At 60.2% G+C, this 17,540-nt stretch carries 14 protein-coding genes and 1 pseudogene; 8 read left to right on the forward strand and 7 right to left on the reverse strand.

All coding sequences use genetic code 11. From position 1 onward, the window contains the following. Positions 1 to 58 precede the first annotated feature (58 nt). The 5 genes and pseudogenes from bioD to bioB all read right to left on the reverse strand — a co-directional run bounded on the left by bioD (position 59) and on the right by bioB (position 4,634). Positions 59 to 739, reverse strand: coding sequence for a dethiobiotin synthase (gene bioD, locus AB4N76_RS11425; protein ID WP_046029933.1), 681 nt, complete (start codon positions 737 to 739; stop codon positions 59 to 61). Beyond that, the gene (bioC, locus tag AB4N76_RS11430) at positions 736 to 1,548 is read right to left on the reverse strand and encodes a malonyl-ACP O-methyltransferase BioC (RefSeq protein ID WP_046029931.1); all 813 of its coding nucleotides are present in this window, start codon (positions 1,546 to 1,548) and stop codon (positions 736 to 738) included. The genes bioD and bioC overlap by 4 nt, the downstream gene beginning before the upstream one ends. Further along, entirely contained in the window at positions 1,541 to 2,272 is a 732-nt protein-coding gene (locus AB4N76_RS11435; protein WP_046029930.1) for an alpha/beta fold hydrolase, read from the reverse strand. The genes bioC and AB4N76_RS11435 overlap by 8 nt, the downstream gene beginning before the upstream one ends. Then, positions 2,265 to 3,444 (reverse strand): annotated as a pseudogene (bioF, locus tag AB4N76_RS11440) (8-amino-7-oxononanoate synthase). Before bioF ends, AB4N76_RS11435 begins: the two are co-directional and overlap by 8 nt. Positions 3,445 to 3,578: 134 nt before the next feature. Next, positions 3,579 to 4,634, reverse strand: a complete 1,056-nt coding sequence (gene bioB / locus AB4N76_RS11445) for a biotin synthase BioB (protein WP_046029927.1) — start codon at positions 4,632 to 4,634, stop codon at positions 3,579 to 3,581. A 91-nt stretch (positions 4,635 to 4,725) separates the two neighbouring features. On the opposite strand from bioB, the gene AB4N76_RS11450 reads away from it, so the two are divergent. The 5 genes from AB4N76_RS11450 to rarD all read left to right on the forward strand — a co-directional run bounded on the left by AB4N76_RS11450 (position 4,726) and on the right by rarD (position 10,525). Continuing rightward, positions 4,726 to 5,466: a ComF family protein gene (locus tag AB4N76_RS11450; protein ID WP_077431157.1), complete on the forward strand. Its 741-nt coding sequence runs from the start codon at positions 4,726 to 4,728 to the stop codon at positions 5,464 to 5,466. Positions 5,467 to 5,529: 63 nt separating this feature from the next. Then, the gene (locus AB4N76_RS11455) at positions 5,530 to 6,294 is read left to right on the forward strand and encodes a TOBE domain-containing protein (protein ID WP_460164468.1); all 765 of its coding nucleotides are present in this window, start codon (positions 5,530 to 5,532) and stop codon (positions 6,292 to 6,294) included. Between the two features lie 58 nt (positions 6,295 to 6,352). Then, positions 6,353 to 8,254, forward strand: coding sequence for a PhoX family protein (locus AB4N76_RS11460; protein ID WP_077431156.1), 1,902 nt, complete (start codon positions 6,353 to 6,355; stop codon positions 8,252 to 8,254). Between the two features lie 208 nt (positions 8,255 to 8,462). Beyond that, a complete protein-coding gene (locus AB4N76_RS11465) occupies positions 8,463 to 9,437 on the forward strand; it encodes a serine/threonine protein kinase (protein ID WP_109785573.1) in 975 nt (324 codons plus the stop codon). Positions 9,438 to 9,637: 200 nt separating this feature from the next. Beyond that, a complete protein-coding gene (rarD, locus tag AB4N76_RS11470; protein WP_046029920.1) occupies positions 9,638 to 10,525 on the forward strand; it encodes an EamA family transporter RarD in 888 nt (295 codons plus the stop codon). Positions 10,526 to 10,753: 228 nt separating this feature from the next. On the opposite strand, the gene AB4N76_RS11475 is transcribed toward rarD, so the two are convergent. Next, entirely contained in the window at positions 10,754 to 11,272 is a 519-nt protein-coding gene (locus AB4N76_RS11475; protein ID WP_046029919.1) for a glycine cleavage system transcriptional repressor, read from the reverse strand. 558 nt (positions 11,273 to 11,830) lie between these two features. Between AB4N76_RS11475 and AB4N76_RS11480 the strand changes: the two genes are divergently transcribed. Beyond that, entirely contained in the window at positions 11,831 to 14,008 is a 2,178-nt protein-coding gene (locus tag AB4N76_RS11480; protein WP_460164469.1) for a malate synthase G, read from the forward strand. A gap of 67 nt (positions 14,009 to 14,075) precedes the next feature. Here the strand turns inward: AB4N76_RS11480 and AB4N76_RS11485 are convergent, their stop codons facing one another. Next, the gene (locus tag AB4N76_RS11485; RefSeq protein WP_046029917.1) at positions 14,076 to 14,522 is read right to left on the reverse strand and encodes a response regulator; all 447 of its coding nucleotides are present in this window, start codon (positions 14,520 to 14,522) and stop codon (positions 14,076 to 14,078) included. A gap of 253 nt (positions 14,523 to 14,775) precedes the next feature. Here AB4N76_RS11485 and AB4N76_RS11490 point away from each other — a divergent pair, with 253 nt between their 5' ends. Both AB4N76_RS11490 and AB4N76_RS11495 read left to right on the forward strand, forming a co-directional pair. Continuing rightward, positions 14,776 to 16,716 (forward strand): putative nucleotidyltransferase substrate binding domain-containing protein, encoded by a 1,941-nt coding sequence (locus AB4N76_RS11490; protein ID WP_046029916.1) that lies wholly within the window; start codon positions 14,776 to 14,778, stop codon positions 16,714 to 16,716. Further along, positions 16,713 to 17,420: a 3'-5' exonuclease gene (locus tag AB4N76_RS11495; protein WP_046029915.1), complete on the forward strand. Its 708-nt coding sequence runs from the start codon at positions 16,713 to 16,715 to the stop codon at positions 17,418 to 17,420. Before AB4N76_RS11490 ends, AB4N76_RS11495 begins: the two co-directional genes overlap by 4 nt. Positions 17,421 to 17,540 lie beyond the last annotated feature (120 nt).

Consider the following 17,540-nt stretch of genomic DNA (forward strand, 5'->3'; position numbering starts at 1 on the left):
TGATGGCAAAAGGCCCGACAAAAACACTAATGGCACAGTGCCTTGTCATAGGTAAAACCTAGTCCAGCAGATCCAGTTGCAAATGTTCCGCCACGGATTCAGCCGTGATCGACTTGAGCCTCGGTACTCGCCCCAGGCAGGGCGCGGGAATCCGCTCGGCGAGCGTGGCGAGGTTTTCCTCCAACCGTGAGGTTTTCGGATCGATGATATTGGCCACCCAACCCGCCAGCTGCAACCCATCCTGAGCAATCGCCTCGGCCGTCAACAGCGCATGGTTGATGCAACCCAGCCGCACACCGACCACCAGAATGACCGGCAAACCCAGCGCCATCGCCAGGTCAGACAGATTGTCCTGATCCGCCAACGGCACGCGCCAGCCGCCCGCCCCTTCGATCAGGGTGAAATCCGCCTGCATATCGAGAATCTCGCGCATGGGCGTCAACAGCGACTGTACGGTCAATGCCACGCCGGCCTCCCGTGCGGCCAGGTGTGGGGCGATGGCCGGCTCGAACGCGAGCGGATTGACCTGGGCATACGTCAACGGCAACGAACACTCAGCCAACAACGCCAACGCATCGGCATTACGCAACCCCTTGGGCGTCACGTCGCAGCCAGAGGCAACCGGCTTGCCCGCTGCCGTGCTCAGGCCCGCGGATCGCGCGGCATGCAACAAACCCGCAGCAACGGTGGTCTTGCCAACGTCAGTGTCAGTGCCGGTGATGAAATAGGCTGCGCTCATAAAGGTTTCTCCAACACGGCGTAGACCACTTGGTATGTCGCCGGCAATCCTTCGGCCTGGCGAAATTGCTCATACGCCTCGATCAAACCGAGGATCCGCGCACGGCCAGTCAAACCACCCGGCCGCCCTGGGTTCAAGTTGTGCGCACCCAATGCCTTCAGTTCATGGGTCAGGCTGCGCACATCCGGGTAATGCAATACATGAGGACGCGTTTGCAGGCTGACAGTCTTCAAGCCACTGGTAGCACACAACTGCTGATAAACACCCAACTCGCGGAAGCGATTGACGTGGACCATGCCATCGACCTGACGCCAGCTGTCACGCAGTTCAAACAACGTCCCTACACAAAGACTAGCAAACGCGAAAATACCCCCTGGTTTCAGCACCCGGTGCGCCTCGCGAAGCACCGACTCAAAATCAGCGCACCACTGCACGGCAAGACTGGAGAAGATCAAATCGCAGGTCGAATCCTGGAGCGGCAAGCGCTCGGCATCGCCCGCGATGAAATGGGTCGCCCCACCCAATGGCCGCGCGTGATTGAGCATGCCTTCGGCAATGTCGAGGGCGACACCCTGACCGGCCGGAAAACGCTCGCTCAACGCACGACTGAAATAACCGGTGCCGCAGCCCAGGTCCAGCCAGCGACCCGGGACAAAATCACCCGGCAAGCGACTCAACAACTGGCTACCAACATCGCGTTGCAATTCGGCCACGCTGTCATAGCTCGCTGCCGCGCGAGAAAAGGACGCTGCCACCTGGCGCTTGTCAGGCAAACCGCCGGGCAGATTGGGAAGGGATAAATCAGTCATCACCGGACTCGTGCAAAAAGGCCTGAATCGCCCCCGCCACACCGTGGGGGTCTTCCAGAAGAAACGCATGACTGGCCTGTTCAATCAGACCAATTTCGACATCCGGCAGCAGCGTCAGCAAATCCCCTGCGGCTTCGGCCGGAACCAGGCCGTCGAGGCCGGCGAACAAATGAAATTGTGGACCGCGATATGCCTGCAAAGCCTGGCGAGTATCCAGTTGTGCAAGGACTTCCAGACCGGCCGCCAAAACCGAAGCAGTGGAATGCGGCGCACCACCGAGCAGTAACCGGGAAAGACCGCGAGGGTCTTGCGCGCCTTGCGCACACAGCAACGTAAACCGTTTCAACGTCAGGCGTGGATCTGCCTGGCAGCCGGCCAGAAACGCCTCGAACGTCTCGGCGGGCATCGCGCTCGGCCATTGCTCATGGGCAACAAACGAAGGATTGCTCGCCAGCGTCAGTAAACCGCAGCAGCGATCGCCTCGACGCGCCGCCAGCTCCGCCGCGAGCATGCCACCCAAGGACCAGCCTGCGAGCCAGGCGTCTTGCGGCACGGTCGAATCCAGCTCATCGAGCCACTCGTCAAGATCACTCGATTCCAGTTCCGGCAACGGCTCGATCTCGACCCGCAGATGCTCATCCAGCCCACGCAAGGCTGCCGCCAAGGGTTCCAGCGGCGAAATCCCGAGGCCCCATCCGGGCAGCAGAATCAGTCGGTCACGCATGGCTTGGCTCCGATTTCAACAGTGCAAAACAATCGGCCAGTCCATTCAACAAGCGCTGCACCTGTGCCTCGCTATGAGCGGCGGTCAGGGTCACCCGCAAGCGGGCGCTGCCAGCCGGCACGGTCGGCGGACGGATCGCGGTCACCATCAGACCGCGCTCGCGCAACATCTGCGACAGCCGTACCGCACGCCCGGCATCGCCGATCATGATCGGCTGGATCGGCGTGAAACTGTCCATCAGTTCCAGGCCAATCTGCTCGGCACCCTGGCGGAACTGACGAATCAGCACCTTCAGATGCTCACGCCGCCAGTGTTCAGTGCGCAGCAGTTCGAGGCTTTTCAGCGTCGCGCAGGCCAGCGCCGGTGGCTGGCTGGTGGTGTAAATGTAGGGTCGGGCGAACTGGATCAGGCTTTCGATCAACTCGTCACTGCCAGCAACAAAGGCCCCGGCCGTACCAAATGCCTTGCCCAACGTGCCGACCAGAACCGGTACCTCTTCCTGACTCAGGCCAAAATGCTCGACGATCCCACCGCCATTGGCGCCTAGCGGCCCGAACCCGTGCGCGTCATCGACCATCAGCCAGGCGCCTTTGGCCTTGGCTTCGAGCGCCAGCGCCGGCAGATTGGCGATGTCGCCGTCCATGCTGAATACACCGTCGGTGACCACCAGCGTATTACCGGTGGCCTTCTCCAGCCGCTTGGCCAGACTGACCGCGTCGTTGTGCAGATAGCGGTTGAAGCGCGCGCCGGACAGCAAACCGGCATCCAGCAACGAGGCGTGATTGAGTCGATCCTCCAGCACCGTATCACCCGCCCCGACCAAGGCCGTGACTGCACCGAGATTGGCCATGTAACCGGTGGTGAACAACAACGCACGCGGACGGCCGGTCAGGTCAGCCAAGGCCTCCTCCAGCGCGTGATGCGGCGTGCTGTGGCCGATCACCAAGTGCGACGCCCCCGCCACCGACGCCCCAACGAGCCGCACCGGCGCGCCAGGCTTCGATCACTTGCGGGTGATTGGCCAGGCCCAAGTAGTCGTTGTTACAGAACGCGAGCAACGGTTGACCATCGACCACCACTTCCGGGCCTTGAGGGCTTTCGAGTAGCGGGCGCTGGCGGTAGAGGTTTTCGGCACGACGGGCAGCAAGGCGTGCGGCGAGATCGAAAGACATGCAGGCCTCGCGAGTAGGAATGGGGTACAGCCCTCGTAGGAGCAAAGCTTGCTCGCGATAAGAGCGCCGCAGTCATTCAGGCCGACCGAGGCGTTTTCATCGCGGGCAAGCCTTGCTCCTACAAGGCAAAGGACTTAAACAGCTGCGTTGTAAAACTGCTCGCTGCTCTTCTGCTCAACCAGCGCTTGCTCGATGGCGGCTTGATGCACCTCGTCGGCGTGTTCTTCGCGCGCTTCCGGCAGAATCCCCAGGCGCGAGAACAGTTGCATGTCCTTGTCGGCTTGCGGGTTGGCAGTGGTCAGCAGTTTTTCGCCGTAGAAAATCGAGTTGGCGCCAGCGAAGAACGCCAGGGCCTGCATCTGCTCGTTCATCGCTTCGCGGCCAGCGGACAAACGCACGTGGGATTGCGGCATCAGGATGCGGGCGACGGCGAGCATGCGGATGAAATCGAACGGGTCGACGTCTTCCGCATTTTCCAGCGGCGTCCCGGCGACTTTCACCAGCATGTTGATCGGCACCGATTCCGGATGCTCTGGCAGGTTGGCCAGCTGGATCAGCAGGTTGGCGCGGTCATCAAGGGACTCACCCATGCCGAGGATGCCGCCCGAGCAAATCTTCATCCCCGAATCACGCACGTAGGCCAGGGTTTGCAGGCGCTCGCCGTAGGTGCGGGTGGTGATGATGCTGCCGTAGAACTCCGGCGAGGTGTCGAGGTTGTGGTTGTAGTAGTCGAGGCCGGCCTTGGCCAGCGCTTCGGTCTGGTCCTGATCCAGGCGACCCAGGGTCATGCAGGTTTCCAGGCCCAGGGCTTTCACACCTTCGACCATCTTCAGCACGTAAGGCATGTCTTTGGCCGACGGATGCTTCCACGCCGCGCCCATGCAGAAACGGGTCGACCCGATGGCCTTGGCGCGAGCGGCCTCTTCGAGGACCTTCTGCACTTCCATCAACTTTTCTTTTTCCAGGCCGGTGTTGTAGTGACCGGATTGCGGGCAATATTTGCAATCTTCAGGGCAGGCGCCGGTCTTGATCGACAGCAGCGTGGAAACCTGGACGCGGTTGGCGTCGAAATGCGCGCGGTGCACCGTCTGCGCCTGGAACAACAGGTCATTGAATGGCTGAACGAAGAGTGCTTTGACTTCGGCCAAAGACCAGTCATGACGCAGGGTTGCAGTGGTGCTGGCGCTCATGGGCGTTTCCTTTGTTTTATGCTTGGCAAGCGACTGGGGACGGAATACCCACAGACGCGACACGGATGTTCGGCATATTTAAGGAAGACTCATGCGCTGTCAACCACGTTACGAAGGGCCGGTTTACATCTGGTTAAAAAACAACCAGCGCTGTTTGCTCTGCGCTGAACCGGCCGATGAACACATCCCGATCTGTATGGCCTGCGAAACGGAACTGCCCTGGCTTGGCGATCACTGCCAAACCTGTGCCCTGCCCTTGACCGGCGCCGGGCTGACTTGCCGCCAGTGCCAGGAACACCCGCCCGCCTTCGAGCGAGTGGCCACACCCTGGACTTACAGCTTTCCGCTGGACACGTTGATCACACGCTTCAAGCACTCGGCAAAGTGGCCATTCGGCCGCCTGCTCGGCGAACTTCTCGCGCAGTTCCTGCAACATCGCTTCGATGAAGACCTGAATCGACCTGACGCGCTCGTCCCCGTGCCGCTGGCCACTAAACGCTTGCGTCAACGGGGCTTCAATCAAGCCGCGATGCTCGCCCGCTGGCTCGGCGCCAACCTCGACATCCCTTGCGACGAAACGCTGCTGTTGCGGATTCAAGACACCAGCGCGCAGCAGGATTTGAATGCCGATGCCCGCAAAAAGAACCTTCGCCATGCCTTCGCCCTGACACCCGGCGCGCACATCAAGGGCCGTCATCTGGCCTTGGTGGACGACGTGCTGACCACCGGTGCGACGGCGCAAGCCCTCGCCCGGTTGTTAATGGAGGCTGGCGCCGCACGGGTTGATGTCTACTGCCTGGCCCGAACACCCAAACCTGGCGACGTGGCCTGACTTGACTCCCGCGCCCCAAGCGGCCAACGTCTTTCCAATCGTCACAGCCCAAAGCGCCTTGCCATGTCCTTGCCAACCTTGTTGTCCCAGCACATTGTCCGTCGTCCGCAGCGCATTGCGTTGCTGCAACACATCGCCGAACAAGGCTCGATCACCCGTGCCGCGAAAAGTGCGGGCCTGAGCTACAAGGCCGCATGGGATGCGATCGACGAACTGAACAACCTGGCGCAGAAGCCGCTGGTGGAGCGCAGTGTCGGTGGCAAAGGCGGCGGGGGCGCCAAACTCTCCAGCGAAGGCCTGCGTGTGTTGCGCCTTTACCAAAAGCTGCAAGCCCTGCAGGCCCAAGTGCTGGAGGCGGCCGAAGACGCCAGCGATCTGGACTTGCTCGGCCGCCTGATGCTCAGGACCAGCGCGCGTAATCAACTGCATGGCAAGGTTGTGGAGATCGAAGCTCAGGGGCGCAATGACCTGATCCGTCTTGAATTGGCCGAAGGCTTGAACATTGATGCGCAGATTACCCACGACAGCACCCTGCGCCTGGAGTTGGAAATCGGCACCGAGGTGGTCGCATTGATCAAGGCCGGTTGGCTGGACCTGCTGGGCATCGACCAGCAGGAAACACCCGGCAACAACTGCTTGAACGGCATTATCGAAGAAATTCTCGACGCCGAAGACGGCCCCACCGAAGTGCGCATCGGTCTGCCTAATGGCCATACGCTGTGCGCGCTGGCCGAACCGCTGCACTTGAGAACCCTGGGGCTTGCCATCGACAAACCGGTACGGGTGCAATGTTCGCCGTCCAATATCCTGTTGGGCACTCCGCTCTGAAACAAAAACGTCACGGAGGCTCATTAAGGTGACTGCAAAAACCCGCAGGGAGCCTGATGTGAGCCTATTAGAAGAAAGCCAATCCACCGACCTCGAAAAAATGGTCGGCCTCAGCCGTCGTGGTTTCATCAGCGCCGGAGCCCTCTGCGGTGCGGCGATGTTCCTCGGTGGCAACCTGCTGAGCCGTAGCGTGCTGGCCGCGAGCGTCAGCGCAGGCACCAGCAAACTGTTGGGCTTTGACAGCATCCCCGCCGCCACCAGCGACGCCATCACCCTTCCCGCGGGTTACAAATCCTCGGTGCTGATCAGTTGGGGCCAGCCCCTGCACAAAAACGGCCCGGCCTTCGACCCCAGTGGCAATGGCACGGCCGAACAGCAGGAACTCCAGTTCGGCGACAACAATGACGGCATGAGCCTGTTCGAGTTTCCCGGTGAGAAAGACCGGGCGCTGATGGCAATCAACAACGAATACACCAACTATCGCTACCTCTACGCGCACGGCGGCATGCCACAATCGGCCGAAGAAGTGCGCAAGGCGCTGGCCTGCGAAGGCGTGTCGGTGATCGAAGTGCAGCGCAAGAACGGCCAATGGCAATTCGTCCAGGGCTCGCGCTACAACCGACGCATTCACGGTAACGCACCGATCACACTGAGTGGCCCGGCCGCTGGCCATGAACTGCTGAAAACCAGCGCCGACCCACAGGGCAAAAATGTCCTTGGCACCTTTCAGAACTGCGCCAACGGCAAGACGCCGTGGGGCACGTACCTGACCTGTGAAGAAAACTTCACCGACTGCTTCGGCAGCAGCAATGCCGAGCAAAAATTCGACGCCGCGCAGAAACGCTACGGCGCGGTGGCGACCAGCAAAGAGATCAACTGGCACCCGCACGACGCGCGTTTCGACCTGGCGAAAAACCCGAACGAACTCAATCGTCACGGCTGGGTGGTGGAGATTGACCCGTTCGATCCGCAATCGACGCCGGTCAAGCGCACGGCCTTGGGCCGCTTCAAGCATGAGAACGCCGCGCTGGCTGAAACCCATGACGGCCGCGCCGTGGTGTACATGGGCGACGACGAACGCGGCGAGTTCATCTACAAGTTCGTCAGCCGCGACAAGATCAACCACAAAAACCCCAAGGCCAACCGCGACCTGCTGGATCACGGCACGCTGTACGTCGCGCGCTTCGACGCCGGCGACGGCAATGCCGATCACCCGAAGGGCCAGGGCGAATGGGTCGAGCTGACCCACGGCAAAAACGGTATCGACGCCAGCAGCGGCTTCGCCGGCCAGGCCGAGGTGCTGATCCACGCACGCCTCGCCGCCAGTGTGGTGAAAGCCACGCGCATGGACCGCCCGGAATGGATCGTCGTAAGCCCCAAGGATGGCCAGGTCTATTGCACCCTGACCAACAACGCCAAACGCGGAGAGGACGGTCAGCCGGTGGGCGGACCGAACCCGCGTGAGAAGAACGTGTACGGGCAGATCCTGCGCTGGCGCACCGACCGCGACGATCATGCCGCCAATAGCTTTGCCTGGGACCTGTTTGTGGTCGCCGGCAATCCGGGTGTTCATGCCGGCACGCCGAAGGGCGGATCGTCGAACATCACGCCGCAGAACATGTTCAATAGCCCGGATGGCCTGGGGTTCGACAAAGCTGGACGCTTGTGGATTCTCACCGACGGCGATTCGAGCAATGCCGGTGACTTTGCCGGCATGGGCAACAACCAGATGCTGTGTGCCGACCCGGTGACCGGGGAGATTCGCCGCTTCATGGTCGGGCCGATTGGCTGCGAAGTCACCGGGATCAGCTTCTCACCGGATCAAAAGACCTTGTTTGTCGGCATTCAGCATCCGGGGGAAAACGGCGGTTCGACATTCCCGGAGCATTTGTCCAATGGCAAACCGCGGTCTTCAGTGATGGCCATTTCCCGGGAAGATGGCGGGATCGTCGGCGCCTGATCCGCCCTCTTCGCGAGCAAGCCCGCTCCCACACTTGATCGAGGGTGTGTCACAAATAGTGTGAGCACCACAGGCCAATGTGGGAGCGGGCTTGCCCGCGAAGGCGCCGGTCCAGACGCTACACATCTCAACCCCAACCACTAAAGCCCCGCCGTCTGCGCTACCATGCTTGGCCGGACGCGGCAGCCTGCTGCGCGCAGGAGTCAGCATGGCCCACCCGTTTGCAACCCTCACCCCAGACCTCGTGCTCGATGCCGTCGAAAGTATTGGCTTTCTCAGTGACGCGCGCATTCTGGCGCTCAACAGTTACGAGAACCGTGTCTATCAGGTCGGCATCGAAGATGGCGAACCGCTGATCGCCAAGTTCTACCGTCCGCAGCGCTGGACCAACGAAGCGATTCTCGAAGAGCACCAGTTCACCTTCGAACTCGCCGAATGCGACGTACCGGTGGTCGCACCGATGATTCACAACGGCGCCAGCCTGCACGAGCACAACGGCTTTCGTTTCACCCTGTTCCCCCGCCGTGGTGGCCGCGCGCCGGAGCCGGGAAATCTCGATCAACTCTATCGCCTGGGTCAATTGCTCGGTCGCCTGCACGCCGTCGGCAAAACCAAACCGTTCGACCACCGTGAAGCGCTGGGTGTGAAGAACTTCGGCCACGACTCGCTGACCACCTTGCTCGAAGGCAATTTCATCCCCAAGAGTTTGCTGCCGGCCTACGAATCGGTGGCCCGCGACCTGCTCAAGCGTGTGGAAGATGCCTACAGCAACACGCCGCACCAGAACATTCGCATGCACGGTGATTGCCACCCCGGCAACATGATGTGCCGCGACGAAATGTTCCACATCGTCGACCTCGATGACTGCCGCATGGGCCCGGCGGTGCAAGACATCTGGATGATGCTGGCCGGTGACCGCCAGGAATGCCTCGGGCAGCTGTCGGAACTGATGGACGGCTACAACGAGTTTCACGACTTTGATCCTCGGGAACTGGCGTTGATCGAGCCACTGCGCGCCTTGCGCCTGATGCACTACAGCGCCTGGCTCGCCCGTCGCTGGGACGACCCGGCGTTCCCGCACAGCTTTCCGTGGTTTGGCAGCGAGCGGTATTGGGGCGACCAGGTGCTGGCATTGCGCGAGCAACTCGCAGCCCTGAACGAAGAACCCCTTAAACTTTTCTGACCCACCTAGAAACCCTGTGCGAGCTTGCTCGCGATAGCAATCCATCAGTCACTGATGTGCTGATTGAATCGCCGCCATCGCGAGCAAGCTCGCTCCCACAGGGTTGAGTGTTCACAATTGCCCAACCTATTCAGGCAGGACATTCGTAGACAAATCTCCTTACAATCCCTCTTCGTTAGCTGCCTAAGCAAGGATTCTGCATGCAAGCTGCCAACCCGCGTCGCGGGTACATTCTGGGCCTGAGTGCCTACATCATTTGGGGACTTTTCCCGCTCTACTTCAAAGCCATTGCCAACGTACCCGCCGTGGAAATCATCATCCATCGCGTGCTGTGGTCCGCGCTGTTCGGTGCCTTGTTGCTGATGGTCTGGAAACATCCCGGCTGGTGGCGCGAACTGCGAGACAACCCCAAACGCCTGGCGATCCTCGCCCTCAGTGGCACGCTGATTGCGGCCAACTGGCTGACCTACGTGTGGTCGGTGAACAACGGGCGGATGCTCGAGGCCAGCCTTGGTTACTACATCAACCCGCTGGTGAACGTGTTGCTGGGGATGTTGATCCTCGGCGAACGGCTACGGCGCATGCAGTGGCTGGCCGTGGGTTTGGCGGCGGTTGGCGTGGCGCAGCAGGTGTGGCAAGTCGGCAGCCTGCCCTGGGTGTCGCTGGTGTTGGCGCTGACGTTCGGGTTCTACGGATTGATCCGTAAGCAGGCGCCGGTCAAGGCATTGCCCGGTCTGGTGGTGGAAACCTGGATGCTGGTGCCGATTGCTGTTGCGTGGTTGCTGTTCAACCCGACGGCAGCCAGCGCCCAACCCGAGTTCTGGACCACCTCTGAAGCCTGGTGGCTGGTCGCCGCCGGCCCGGTCACGCTCGTGCCGCTGGTGTGTTTCAACGCCGCCGCACGGCATTTGCCTTACACGACGTTAGGATTTCTCCAATACCTGGCGCCGACACTGGTGCTGTTGCAAGCCGTTCTGCTGTTTGGCGAACACTTGTCATCCAGCACGCTGGTCGCGTTCATCTTTATCTGGGCAGGTCTTGCGGTTTATAGCGTCGATGCGTGGATAAGTTTGCGCCGCCGCAGCTGATCAAAAAACACACAAACCTCTGCAGGCCACGGCCCTTGTGGCCTGCATCGATCCTTCCCAAGGTTATCCACAGCGTGATCCCCGCCGTTTGTGTGCAACTCGTTGAAACTGATGGTTTTTTGATCAGATACTGAAGAAGCCCGGCCGGCGTGGGCTAGCGGGCTGTCTCTACAGGTTATCCACAGGTGGGTGCACGTTTAACTTGGATAACCTTCCCGGATAACCCGCTCAGGGCTCACTGCGCAGCACCAGTTCAACCATCAAATCGTCCGCCAGGGTTTCCAGGCGCGACTGCAACACGTCCAGCGACAATGTCAGCGGCACCGCGAGAATCGCTTCAGCGTGAAACAACGGCTCGCTGCTCATCGGTGCCGGCCTCACTTCGGTCACTAGCCGTTCCAGGTTCACCCCCTGCTCGCTCAACAGACGCGTGATGTCGCGAACGATGCCCGGACGATCATTGCCCACCAATTCCATCGCAATGGGTTTCCAGGTGCAGGACTGCTCGATGCCACTTTCGGCAATCAGTACACGAATGCCTTGGGCAGACAACGCTTGCAAGGCATCCACCAGTTCATCGTAGGCCTCGGCCGGCACGCCCACTCGAAGAATCCCGGCGAACTGTCCTGCCATGCGCGACATGCGGCTTTCCAGCCAGTTGCCCCCGTGTTCGGCAATGCACTGGGCGATGCGCTCGACCTGCCCAGGCTTGTCCGGAGCGAATACTGTGAGTACGAGGTGGTCCATGGCGCAGCCCTCTTGTCATGACTTTTGTTATGGAAAACCAAGTATAGGCAAGGGTTGGCCAGATCCAGAATCAATGGTGTATCGACTGACCTTATCGCGGGCAAGCCCGCTCCCACAGCGTCATGCGCAGTCCCTGTGGGAGCGGGCTTGCCCGCGATTGAAGGCACCGCTGAATGAACTGAAAACCACAAATCGTGTACAACTTTTTATATTTAACTGGAACAATCTTATGGTTTTTTGAGAACATCCAGCACCACACCGTGACTGCAATGCGTCATGGGGTCGCAGAACGACGTAATTAGTCTAATTTTCACAAGCGCAATTCATCATGTAGTATGCCGCAGCGCGCACTACATAACGTTGGATCGATGTCTGCCACAGGCACACTCGCAACCCTGAAAGCCCCGTCAGCAAGGCCTCAAAGCCGTTGATTGGACCGAACCCAGCCGTCCGCAAGGGCATGTACTGGCGCAAGGGTTTGTGGTTTAAATGGCCAGAGGCTTCATTGTTAAATTGAAGAGCTGAAAAGCGAAATAGCTGAGCAGAGTGAGGCAAGCAATGACTGAACACGTTCAAGTCGGTGGCCTGCAGGTCGCCAAAGTCCTGTTCGACTTCGTGAACAACGAAGCCATTCCCGGTACCGGCCTCACCGCCGATAAGTTCTGGGCCGGTGCCGACAAGGTCATTCATGACCTGGCGCCGAAGAACAAAGCCCTACTCGCCAAACGCGATGATTTCCAGGCTCGTATCGATGGCTGGCACCAATCCCGTGCCGGTCAGGCGCACGATGCCGTGGCTTATAAAGCCTTCCTGCAAGACATCGGTTATCTGCTGCCAGAAGCGGCCGATTTCCAGGCAACGACGCAAAACGTCGATGACGAAATCGCCCGCATGGCCGGCCCGCAGCTCGTGGTCCCGGTCATGAATGCCCGTTTCGCGCTCAACGCCTCGAACGCCCGCTGGGGTTCGCTGTACGATGCGCTCTACGGCACCGACGCCATCAGCGAAGCTGACGGCGCGGAAAAAGGCAAAGGCTACAACAAGGTTCGTGGCGACAAGGTCATTGCCTTCGCCCGCGCCTTCCTCGACGACGCCGCGCCATTGGCTGCCGGTTCCCATGTCGATTCCACCGGTTACAAGATCGTTGAGGGCAAACTGTTGATCGCCCTCAAAGGTGGCAGCAACACCGGCCTGCGTAACGATGCCCAGCTGATCGGTTTCCACGGCGATGCTGCCGCGCCCACCGCGATTCTGCTGAAAAACAACGGTCTGCACTTCGAAATCCAGGTCGATGCCAGCACCCCGGTCGGCCAGACCGACGCAGCCGGCGTCAAAGACATCCTGATGGAAGCCGCGCTGACCACGATCATGGACTGCGAAGACTCCGTCGCCGCCGTCGATGCCGATGACAAAGTGGTGATCTACCGCAACTGGCTCGGCCTGATGAAGGGCGACCTGTCGGAAGAAGTCGCCAAGGGCGGTCAGACTTTTACCCGCACCATGAACGCCGACCGCACCTACACCGGTGTCGATGGCAAGGAACTGAGCCTGCACGGTCGTTCGCTGTTGTTCGTGCGTAACGTGGGTCACTTGATGACCATCGACGCCATCGTCGATAAAGACGGCAACGAAGTGCCGGAAGGCATTCTCGACGGTCTGGTGACCAGCCTCGCGGCGATTCACAGCCTCAACGGCAACAGCTCGCGCAAGAACAGCCGGACTGGCTCGGTCTATATCGTGAAGCCAAAAATGCACGGCCCGGAAGAAGCCGCGTTCACCAACGAGCTGTTCGGTCGTATCGAAGAAGTCCTCGGTCTGGCGCGCAACACGTTGAAAGTCGGGATCATGGACGAGGAACGCCGCACCACGGTCAACCTCAAGGCCTGCATCAAGGCGGCGAGCGAGCGTGTAGTGTTCATCAACACCGGTTTCCTCGACCGCACGGGCGATGAAATCCACACCTCCATGGAAGCCGGGCCGATGGTTCGCAAGGCTGACATGAAGGCCGAGAAGTGGATCGGCGCCTACGAAAACTGGAACGTCGATATCGGTTTGAGTACTGGCCTGCAAGGTCGCGCGCAGATCGGCAAAGGCATGTGGGCGATGCCCGACCTGATGGCGGCGATGCTCGAACAGAAAATCGCTCACCCGCTGGCCGGCGCCAACACCGCCTGGGTTCCATCGCCGACCGCTGCGGCACTGCACGCGTTGCACTACCACAAGGTCGACGTGTTCGCCCGTCAGGCCGAACTGGCCAAACGTGCGCGCGCTTCGGTGGACGACATCCTGACCATCCCGCTGGCCGTCAATCCACAGTGGACTGCAGAACAGATCAAGAACGAACTGGACAACAATTCCCAGGGTATTCTCGGTTATGTAGTGCGCTGGATCGACCAGGGTGTCGGTTGCTCGAAAGTGCCGGATATCAACGACGTCGGCCTGATGGAAGACCGTGCGACGCTGCGTATTTCCAGCCAGCACATCGCCAACTGGCTGCGCCACGGTATCGTGACCCAAGAGCAAGTGATGGAAAGCCTCAAGCGCATGGCGCCAGTGGTTGACCGTCAGAACGCCAATGACGCGCTGTACCGTCCACTGGCACCGAACTTCGACAGCAACATCGCCTTCCAGGCGGCGGTCGAACTCGTGGTCGAAGGCACCCAGCAGCCGAACGGCTACACCGAGCCGGTTCTGCACCGTCGGCGTCGCGAGTTCAAGGCAGCCAATGGCCTGTAAGTAAGCGGCACCTGACAAAAAAAGGCCCTGATCGAGAGATCAGGGCCTTTTTGTTTGAGATCGAAGGTTACACATCCATCCCCAACTCATGCTTGACCAACTCCAGCAGCTTGGCGGAGTCAATGGGTTTGAGCAGGAAGTCGACCACGCTCAAATGCATTGCCGCAATGGCATCCTTCACATCGGCATCGCCAGAAACAATGATGAACGGCATCGCTGCCCGTACAGACTCGCGCACCTGGCGAATCAGTTCCAAACCATCAACCTGGCCCATGCGCAGGTCAGTAATCACCAGGCCGATCAATGGTTTCTGCTCCAGCATCTTGAGTGCCGTTTCACCACTGGCCGCGGTCAGGCAGCGAATGCCATCCAGCGCCAGAATTTCCGAGAGCAACTCGCGCGCGTCCTTGTCGTCATCGACGATCAGCACCCGCTGCGGCGGCAAATCAGGTTCCAGCATGACGGCACTCAGCGCCTCGCGCTCAGCGTCACTCAAAATATCGTGGTCGGACATGGTTTTCTCTAGATGTTCATTTCAATTCCCTAGCACAGTGGTGAGACATCGCTAAGCAGGCCTTCAATGTGCACTTCGTCGGGTATTTTTCCAATAGGGGAAAGGATAGGTCCTTCCTCGAATTGTGTAGGGGACTTCCGAAAAATCTTCGCCGCCGGGGTTTACCTAGACTTACGTCCAATGGGCACTCTGCGCGCAGGGGCCGACCATGGCAGGGTCATCCGACAACAACAATTCAAAAAAGACTGCGGTAATGGTTATGAGTAAAGCGGACGCCTTCACACAGGCAGGGAAAACCGCGGTGTTGCAGAACATCCAGGGCACGTTGCAATTCCTTCAGCGTTTCCCGCCCTTCAATCAGATGGAACACGCTCACCTGGCGTACCTGGTTGAGCAATGCCAACTGCGCTTTTATGCCCCCGGCGACAGCATCATCAAGCCTGCCGATGGCCCGGTTGAACATTTCTACATTGTCAAACAAGGCCGCGTCGTCGGTGAGCGCCCGCATACCGCCAAGGGTGGCACCGAAACCACCTTCGAAATCACCACCGGCGAGTGCTTTCCCCTCGCCGCGCTGCTGGGTGAGCGTGCGACCCGCACCGAACACCTTGCCGCCGAAGACACCTTCTGCCTGCAGCTGAACAAGCTGGCGTTCATCAAACTGTTCGCGCTTTCCAGCACTTTTCGCGACTTCGCCCTGCGTGGCGTCAGCAGTTTGCTGGATCAGGTCAACCAGCAGGTCCAGCAAAAAGCCGTGGAAACGCTCGGCACTCAGTACTCGCTGAATACGCGCCTGGGCGAATTGGCCATGCGCCACCCGGTGACCTGCGGCCCGGCGACGCCGCTGCGTGAAGCGGTGACGCTGATGCACGAGCAACAAGTCGGCAGCATCGTGGTGGTCGACGAGCATAAAGCCCCCCTGGGGATTTTCACCCTGCGCGACCTGCGCCATGTCGTGGCCCAAGGCACCAACGACTTCAATGAAGCCATCGAGCAGCATATGACCCAAGCGCCGTTTTTCCTGACGCCGGACCACAGCGCTTTCGATGCGGCCATCGCCATGACCGAGCGGCACATTGCCCACGTCTGCCTGGTGAAAGATCATCGCCTGTGCGGCGTGGTTTCGGAACGCGATCTGTTTTCCCTGCAACGGGTGGACCTGGTGCACCTGGCACGGACCATCCGCAGTGCCCAGCGTGTGGAAAACCTGGTGCTGCTGCGCGGTGAGATCGGTCAATTGGTCGAACGCATGCTGGCTCATGGCGCCTCTTCGACGCAAATCACCCACATCATCACCTTGCTCAACGATCACACCGTGTGCCGGGTGATCGAACTGACCCTGGCCGAAAAAGGCGACCCCGGTGTGCCGTTCAGCTGGTTGTGCTTCGGCAGCGAAGGCCGTCGCGAGCAGACGCTGCACACCGATCAGGACAACGGCATTTTATTCGAGGCTCGGGACGCGGCGCACGCGGCAGAGATTCGCGGCAAGCTGTTGCCCATTGCCCACCAGATCAACCAGAGCCTGGCGCTCTGCGGTTTCACGCTGTGCAAGGGCAACATCATGGCGGGCAACCCGGAGCTGTGTTTGTCGCGAGCCGAATGGGCGCGGCGCTTTGCAGCTTTTATTCGCGAGGCGACGCCGGAAAACCTGCTGGGTTCGAGCATCTATTTCGACTTGCGCGTGGTCTGGGGCGACGAGCAAGGGTGCGAGCAATTACGCCGCGCAATTCTCGATCAAGTCGGCGATAACCGACTGTTTCAGAGGATGATGGCCGAGAATGCCTTGCGCAATCGTCCGCCGGTGGGGCGTTTCCGTGAGTTCGTCCTGGCGCGCAAGAACGGTGAAAAAGCCACGCTGGACCTGAAGGTGCAGGGCCTGACGCCTTTCGTCGACGGCGCACGGTTGTTGGCATTGGCTCACGGGATCGAGACCAACAATACCCTGGAGCGCTTTCGCCAGCTGGTGGCCAAAGAAGTCATCCAGCCACTGGACGGTGCGGCCTATGAAGAGGCGTATCACTTCATTCAGCAAACCCGCATGCAGCAACATCAGCTGCAAACGCGGGAGAACTTGCCCTACTCCAACCGGGTTGACCCGGACAGCCTCAATCATCTGGACCGCCGAATCCTGCGTGAGTCCCTGCGCCAGGCGCAACGCCTGCAAAGCAGCCTGATCCTGCGGTATCAGCTATGAGCCTGTTTTCATGGTTGCGCCCGGCCACTCCGCTCCTGACGGGCGAATGGCAACAACGTCTCAAACAGTTGCCGGCAGCGCCCGAGTTGGGCGAATGCAGCTTGCGCGAGCAACGCTGGGTGGTCCTCGACCTGGAAACCACCGGGCTGAACCTGAACAAGGACCGGGTGTTGTCCATCGGTGCCGTGGTGATCGAGGACGGCGCCATCGACTTCAGCCAGCAATTCGAACGCACGCTGCAATGCGCCAACCTGAAGCTTGCGCCCAGCGTGCTGATTCATGGGCTGGGGCCTAGCGCCATTGCCGCCGGCAGTGACCCGGCGCAGGCCTTGCTCGAATTCATGGAGTTCGTCGGTGACAGCCCGGTGCTGGCGTTTCATGCGCCCTTCGATCAGCACATGCTAGGCCGCGCGCTCAAAGACCACTTGGGCTACAAGCTGACCCATCCGTTTCTGGATGTGGCCGACATCGCCCCGCTGCTTTGCCCCCAAGCTCACATTCGAGACGCCGGGCTGGATGAGTGGATCGACTGGTTCAAGCTGGAGGTCTTCGAGCGGCATAACGCCAGTGCCGATGCGCTGGCTACCGCTGAGTTGGCGCTGATCCTGTTCAGTCGGGCACGGCAGCAGCAAATCCATAGCCCGTTGAACCTGCAACAGCGGTTGAGTCAGTGGAAACGGCGGCAGCAGGCGCCTTCCTTCTAACGGCCATCACACGCCTCTGTAGCAGCTGCCGAAGGCTGCGTCCGACTGCGCAGCGGTCGTCACATCAATGCCCAGTACATCCGATCAAGCTTGCCGGCAGAATGGCGGCGGCTGCGCAAC

Source organism: Pseudomonas sp. S2_F03 (genome assembly GCF_054668335.1).

Excerpts from the sequence above, each read along its gene's own strand:
- bioC (WP_046029931.1), bottom strand. The coding sequence starts at position 1,548 with ATGACTGATTTATCCCTTCCCAATCTGCCCGGCGGTTTGCCTGACAAG.
- bioB (WP_046029927.1), bottom strand. The coding sequence starts at position 4,634 with ATGAGCGCCAGCACCACTGCAACCCTGCGTCATGACTGGTCTTTGGCC.
- AB4N76_RS11495 (WP_046029915.1), top strand. The coding sequence starts at position 16,713 with ATGAGCCTGTTTTCATGGTTGCGCCCGGCCACTCCGCTCCTGACGGGC.
- AB4N76_RS11450 (WP_077431157.1), top strand. The coding sequence starts at position 4,726 with ATGCGCTGTCAACCACGTTACGAAGGGCCGGTTTACATCTGGTTAAAA.
- AB4N76_RS11485 (WP_046029917.1), bottom strand. The coding sequence starts at position 14,522 with ATGTCCGACCACGATATTTTGAGTGACGCTGAGCGCGAGGCGCTGAGT.
- AB4N76_RS11435 (WP_046029930.1), bottom strand. The coding sequence starts at position 2,272 with ATGCGTGACCGACTGATTCTGCTGCCCGGATGGGGCCTCGGGATTTCG.
- AB4N76_RS11465 (WP_109785573.1), top strand. The coding sequence starts at position 8,463 with ATGGCCCACCCGTTTGCAACCCTCACCCCAGACCTCGTGCTCGATGCC.
- AB4N76_RS11490 (WP_046029916.1), top strand. The coding sequence starts at position 14,776 with ATGGTTATGAGTAAAGCGGACGCCTTCACACAGGCAGGGAAAACCGCG.
- AB4N76_RS11480 (WP_460164469.1), top strand. The coding sequence starts at position 11,831 with ATGACTGAACACGTTCAAGTCGGTGGCCTGCAGGTCGCCAAAGTCCTG.
- AB4N76_RS11455 (WP_460164468.1), top strand. The coding sequence starts at position 5,530 with ATGTCCTTGCCAACCTTGTTGTCCCAGCACATTGTCCGTCGTCCGCAG.
- AB4N76_RS11475 (WP_046029919.1), bottom strand. The coding sequence starts at position 11,272 with ATGGACCACCTCGTACTCACAGTATTCGCTCCGGACAAGCCTGGGCAG.
- bioD (WP_046029933.1), bottom strand. The coding sequence starts at position 739 with ATGAGCGCAGCCTATTTCATCACCGGCACTGACACTGACGTTGGCAAG.
- rarD (WP_046029920.1), top strand. The coding sequence starts at position 9,638 with ATGCAAGCTGCCAACCCGCGTCGCGGGTACATTCTGGGCCTGAGTGCC.